6 protein-coding genes are annotated in these 5495 nt (G+C 62.5%); 4 read left to right on the forward strand and 2 right to left on the reverse strand.

All coding sequences use genetic code 11. The features are described from left to right. Positions 1-42 precede the first annotated feature (42 nt). Positions 43-675, reverse strand: a complete 633-nt coding sequence (locus tag EOA86_RS20070) for an HAD family phosphatase (protein WP_095517549.1) — start codon at positions 673-675, stop codon at positions 43-45. Positions 676-923: 248 nt separating this feature from the next. Here EOA86_RS20070 and EOA86_RS20075 point away from each other — a divergent pair, with 248 nt between their 5' ends. Further along, complete coding sequence (locus EOA86_RS20075) at positions 924-1880, forward strand: sugar-binding transcriptional regulator (RefSeq protein ID WP_128343234.1); 957 nt, start codon at positions 924-926, stop codon at positions 1878-1880. Between the two features lie 21 nt (positions 1881-1901). Here the strand turns inward: EOA86_RS20075 and EOA86_RS20080 are convergent, their stop codons facing one another. Then, positions 1902-2087, reverse strand: coding sequence for a hypothetical protein (locus tag EOA86_RS20080; protein WP_065011651.1), 186 nt, complete (start codon positions 2085-2087; stop codon positions 1902-1904). A 110-nt stretch (positions 2088-2197) separates the two neighbouring features. Here EOA86_RS20080 and gcvA point away from each other — a divergent pair, with 110 nt between their 5' ends. From gcvA to EOA86_RS20095, 3 genes are all read left to right on the forward strand, one after another. Continuing rightward, positions 2198-3106 carry a transcriptional regulator GcvA gene (gcvA, locus tag EOA86_RS20085; RefSeq protein WP_128343236.1) on the forward strand — a complete coding sequence of 303 codons (909 nt, stop codon included), beginning with the start codon at positions 2198-2200 and terminating at the stop codon, positions 3104-3106. A 223-nt stretch (positions 3107-3329) separates the two neighbouring features. Next, positions 3330-4640 carry a sugar ABC transporter substrate-binding protein gene (locus EOA86_RS20090; protein WP_128343238.1) on the forward strand — a complete coding sequence of 437 codons (1311 nt, stop codon included), beginning with the start codon at positions 3330-3332 and terminating at the stop codon, positions 4638-4640. Between the two features lie 122 nt (positions 4641-4762). Further along, a partial coding sequence (locus EOA86_RS20095) for a sugar ABC transporter permease (RefSeq protein ID WP_164891850.1) occupies positions 4763-5495 on the forward strand: 733 nt, incomplete at its 3' end.

Consider the following 5495-nt stretch of genomic DNA (forward strand, 5'->3'; position numbering starts at 1 on the left):
GCGATCCTCGACGAGCAGGAGCCGGTTTACCGGAACTGATGCCTAAAGGCCCAGCTCAGCCCGCAACTCGTCGGCGCTGTTGATGACGATCGCGCCCGGCGGCCCTTCCATAGGCACTTCCGGCCAGAAGATCGTCCTCATCCCCGCCGCCAATCCCGCCGTGACGCCGGTCACGCTGTCGTCGACGGCCACGGCATCGGCCGGATCGACATCGGCCAGCCATGCGGCGCGCAGGAACGGCTCGGCATGCGGCTTGCCTTCGCGCACGTCGTTGCGGCTGACCGTCTTCATGCCGGGATAGAAAAGACCGACCATGCGCAGATTGGCGTCGACGACCAGCCGGTCGGAATTGGACACCACCGCTTGCGCCACGCCAAGCGCGCGCAGCTCGTTGAAGATCTCGATCGCGCCGGGGCGCGGCTTCAGCGTCTCGGCCATCGGCAAATAGTGGTCGTATTTGCGTACGATCCAGTCATCGAAGGGCAGGTCGAGGCCGAACTCGTCGCGCAGCATCTCGTAGACCGGCCATGCGGCAATGCCGAGCACCCGCTCATGCAGGTCGGCCGGCGCCGCGATGCCGACGCTGTGCAGCGCCGCAATCAGCGCCGCCTCGTGCAATGGCTCGCTGTCGACCAGCGTGCCGTCCATGTCCCAGAAAACCGCTTTCGGCGTCATGCGAGGCTCCTTTGTCCGAATCCCTTAAAGGGTTTGCGTCGGGAGATAAACCGCCGCGCCGACATTGCCGGACTCATGAATTGCCGGACTTCAAAAACTGCTTGGCTACGATCATCCCCTGGAAACACCACAGGCACCTTGAGTACCTACCTAAGCAATTGCTCTGTCGGTAGGCAATTGCGCCCAAGCGCATTTCGCCGTAAAAGTAAGGCGCTCCGTCTCGATTGTCGGGGCAGGGAGGCAGCAAGTTGAATTCCCGGCAGGACAGCGGCAGCAACAGGCTGGACGACGCGGCGCGCGCCGGCTGGCTCTATTATGTCGCAGGTAACACGCAAGACCAGATCGCCTCGACGCTCGGCATCTCACGACAGACGGCGCAGCGGCTGGTGTCGCTGGCGGTGTCGGAAGGGCTTATCAAGGTCCGTGTCGACCACCCGATCGCCAATTGCCTCGACCTCGCGGCCCGGCTGAAATCGCGCTTCGCGCTCGATCTGGTCGAGGTGGTGCCGAGCGATCCCGCTTCCTCCTCCACCATCGGCGTCGCCGTGGCGGCGGCTGCCGAAATCGAAAGACGGTTGCGCTCGCCGACGCCGATCGTCATGGCGATCGGCACCGGCCGCACGCTGAAGGCGGCGATCGAGCAGCTGCCGCCGATGGAATGTCCGCAGCACAAGGTGGTGTCGCTGACTGGTAACATCTCGCCCGACGGTTCGGCCGCTTTCTACAACGTTATCTTCACCATGGCCGACAGGGTCAAGGCGCGCTCCTTCCCAATGCCGTTGCCGGTCATCGCCTCCTCGCCGGAAGAGCGCGAGATGCTGCTCAGCCAACCGATGATCCAACCGACGCTAGCACTTGCCGCGGAGGCCGACGTCACCTTCGTCGGCATCGGCGATCTCGGCCCCAAGGCGCCGCTTTACGAGGACGGCTTCATTTCGCAAAGTGAACTGAGGGCGCTGCAAAAAGCGGGCGGCGTCGCTGAGATCGTCGGCTGGGTGTTCGATCGCGAAGGCCGGATGATTGAGGGCATCACCAATGACAGAGTGTCCTCGGCACCTTTGCCGTCGCGTGAAAAATCGCTGGTGATCGCGCTCGCCATGGGCGAGCGGAAACTACCGGGCATCCTTGCGGCTGTAAACCGGCGGCTGGTCAACGGTCTCATCACCGACGAGCAGACCGCCGCCGCCTTGCTGGCCACCAGCTGATTTGCGATAAGTCCAGCAAGGCTATTTGCGCCGGCCGTAAGGATCGTTGCCGTCGAGGAAACCCATGTCGCGCTGCAGATGCGGCGGCAATTCCCTGATGTCGAGATAAGCCCGTTTTCTGGCTCCGTGCCGTGCCAATCCACGCGCCAGCCGCAAAAACCAGCCTCGGCCTGGCGTCAGAAATAGCTTTTCCTGTACAATGGTCATGATCGTCAGCCTTCGTTATTTCTGGACGAGAGTAATCGTCGACCTCAAATATCGGCTGGATCGGGCCTTGCTGCCAATCAAACGTCGATCACGGCCCATAAGGAGGGCTTATGCCTGAACTCAAGTCACGGCAGGTCTCCCAGCTCCCTCCGCTTCAGGCGATCCGGGTGTTCGAGGCGGTGGCGCGGCATCTTTCCTTTACCAAGGCAGCCGGCGAGCTCGGCATGACGCAGGCGGCGGCGAGCTATCAGATCAAGCTTCTGGAGGAGCGCGTCGGCGCGCCTTTGTTCCTGCGCCGGCCAAGGCAGATCGTGTTGACCGAGGCCGGGCAACGCATGGCGCCTGCGGTCAGCGAGGCGTTCGCCCTGTTGGGTGGAGCCTATGCCGCGGCGCGCAGCGGCGCCGATGGGATGCTCTGCGTCTCGACGCTGCTGACCTTTGCCTCGAACTGGCTGGCGCAGCATCTCGGCTCGTTCCAGGTCGCGCATCCGTCGCTGGCCGTGCGTCTCGATACATCGAACCGCCTCGTCGATTTCGCCCGCGAGGACATCGACATCGCCATCCGTTCGGGCGGCGGAAACTGGCCGGGCGTGGAGGTGCACAAGCTTTTCAATGCGGACTTCACGCCGATGCTGAGCCCGAAACTCGCGGCGACCATCGGCGGGGTGAAGGAGCCGGCCGACCTGTTGCGCCTGCCGATCCTCGATCCCGGCGACATCTGGTGGCGGGACTGGTTTATCGCTGCCGGCCTGCCGGTCGAGGAACTGGCCAAGCGCCCCGGCTCCAGCATGGGGGCGCAGGCCTATGAGGCAAACGCCGCGATTGCCGGGCAGGGCGTGGCGATTGTGACGGCCGCTCTCTTCAAGGCCGAGCTTGCCGATGGCCGCCTGATCCAGCCTTTCGATCTGGTCGGCGACGACGGCCAAGCCTACTGGCTGGTCTATCCCCAGGCGCGGCGCAACGTGCCGAAGATCCGCGCTTTTCGCGAATGGATCCTGGCTGAGATTGCCGGCCAGTAGGTCGGCAATTGTCCAATCAAGTGGGCGCCGAAATCCGGCATTTCGCGTGTGCCGATAGCCATCCCACTGTTCTTCAAATACCCCCGAACGCGTCTCGAACCGGATGCCGCACGAGCTTTCGTGCTGCGCTGCAGCAACGAATCCGGCTTGACATAAATCATACAAAATGAGTAATTGCTCACAACCAAGGCAAATGCTCAGCTTGGTCTATGGGAGGAATCTGATGAAACTTCGCACGCTCACCCTGGGTCTGTTGTCGGCCAGCACCCTCGCGTTCGCCGCGCATGCCGAATCCATCACCATCGCCACCGTCAACAATGGCGATATGGTCCGCATGCAGACGCTGACCGACGACTTCACCGCCAAAAATCCCGATATCCAGCTCCAGTGGGTCACGCTCGAGGAGAATGTGCTGCGTGAGCGCGTCACCACTGACATCGCCACCAAGGGCGGCCAGTACGACGTGATGACCATCGGCACCTACGAAGTTCCGATCTGGGCCAAGCAGAGCTGGCTGCTGCCGCTCGACAATCTCGGCGACGACTATGACGTCAAGGACATCATCCCGGCCATCGCCAACGGCCTGTCGGTCGACGGCAAGCTTTATGCGGCACCGTTCTACGGCGAAAGCTCCTTCGTCATGTACCGCAAGGACCTGATGGAGAAGGCCGGGCTGACCATGCCCGACGCGCCGACCTGGGACTTCTTCAAGCAGGCCGCCGAGAAGATGACCGATCGCGCCAACGGCGTGAACGGCGTCTGCTTGCGGGGCAAGGCCGGCTGGGGCGAGAACATGGCCTTCCTGACCGCCATGTCGAACTCCTTCGGCGCACGCTGGTTCGATGAGAACTGGAAGCCGCAATTCGACCAGCCCGAGTGGAAGAACACGCTGCAGTTCTATGTCGACCTGATGAAGGCCAATGGCCCCGAGGGCGCATCTTCGAACGGCTTCAACGAAAACCTGGCGCTGTTCCAGCAGGGCAAGTGCGGCATGTGGATAGACGCCACCGTCGCTGCGTCCTTCGTCTCAGACCCGAAGAACTCCACGGTCGCCGATAAGGTCGGCTATGCGCTGGCGCCCGACAATGGCTTGGGCAAGCGCGGCAACTGGCTGTGGGCCTGGTCGCTGGCCATTCCCGCCGGCACGCAGAAGGCTGACGCCGCTCAGAAGTTCGTGTCCTGGGCAACCAGCAAGGACTATCTCGAGCTCGTTGCATCGAAGGAAGGCTGGGCCAATGTTCCGCCCGGAACGCGCTCCTCGCTCTACGCCAACCCCGAATACCAGAAGGCGGCGCCCTTCGCCAAGATGACGCTGGACTCGATCAACGCCGCCGATCCGACGCATCCGACCGTCAAGCCGGTACCCTATGTCGGTGTCCAGTTCGTCGCCATCCCTGAGTTCCAGGGCCTTGGCACCACCGTCGGCCAGCTCTTTTCGGCCGCACTCGCCGGCCAGACCAGCGTCGACGACGCCTTGAAGCAGGCCCAGGACGCTGCCACCGCAACGATGACCGAGGGCGGTTATATCCAGTAGGCTCCTCCCGGTGCCGAACGCCGGTTGCCCATCATGGCCGGCAGCAGGGGCCGCCCGAATCCCAGTTCGGGCGGCCACCTTCAAACTCTGAAAATTTTGCTGACCTTTGAAGGGTGACCGTCATGGCTACTCAGCAGACCCGTTCGCTTGCCCGCTTCATGATGGCGCCATCCGTGGTGCTGCTGTTCGTCTGGATGATCGTTCCGCTGGCATTCACCCTGTGGTTCTCCTTCCAGCAGTACAACCCGCTCAATCCGATCCGCGACGGGTTCGTCGGCTTCTCGAACTACGCCCTTTTCTATTCCAATCCGGCATTCCTGCAGTCGATCCTCAACACGCTAATCCTCGTGGCCAGCGTGCTTTTGATCACGGTGATCGGCGGCATCCTGCTGGCGCTGCTGATCGATCAACCGATGTGGGGACAGGGCATCGTCCGCATCCTCGTCATATCGCCGTTCTTCGTCATGCCGCCCGTGGCCGCACTGGTCTGGAAGAACATGATCATGCATCCGCAATACGGCGTCTTTGCCGACATTGCGCGCTTCTTCGGCGGGCAGCCGATCGACTGGTTTGGGCAGTATCCCATGCTAGCGATCATCATCATCGTCGCCTGGCAGTGGCTGCCGTTTGCGACATTGATCCTCTTGACGTCCCTGCAGTCGCTCGACGGCGAGCAGAAGGAAGCCGCCGAGATGGACGGGGCCGGCTTCATCAGCCGCTTCATCTATTTGACGCTGCCGCATATGTCGCGCGCCATCACCGTCGTCATCCTGATCCAGACGATCTTCCTTCTGTCGGTCTATGCCGAGATCCTCGTCACCACCAATGGCGGCCCGGGCTACGCCTCCACCAACC

The organism is Mesorhizobium sp. M5C.F.Ca.IN.020.32.2.1, from assembly GCF_004023105.1.
GTDB lineage: Bacteria > Pseudomonadota > Alphaproteobacteria > Rhizobiales > Rhizobiaceae > Mesorhizobium > Mesorhizobium wenxiniae.

What these genes read in the sequence shown, in the direction of transcription:
- EOA86_RS20090 (WP_128343238.1), top strand. Translation starts at nt 3,330, where the DNA reads ATGAAACTTCGCACGCTCACCCTGGGTCTGTTGTCGGCCAGCACCCTC.
- EOA86_RS20080 (WP_065011651.1), bottom strand. Translation starts at nt 2,087, where the DNA reads ATGACCATTGTACAGGAAAAGCTATTTCTGACGCCAGGCCGAGGCTGG.
- EOA86_RS20070 (WP_095517549.1), bottom strand. Translation starts at nt 675, where the DNA reads ATGACGCCGAAAGCGGTTTTCTGGGACATGGACGGCACGCTGGTCGAC.
- gcvA (WP_128343236.1), top strand. Translation starts at nt 2,198, where the DNA reads ATGCCTGAACTCAAGTCACGGCAGGTCTCCCAGCTCCCTCCGCTTCAG.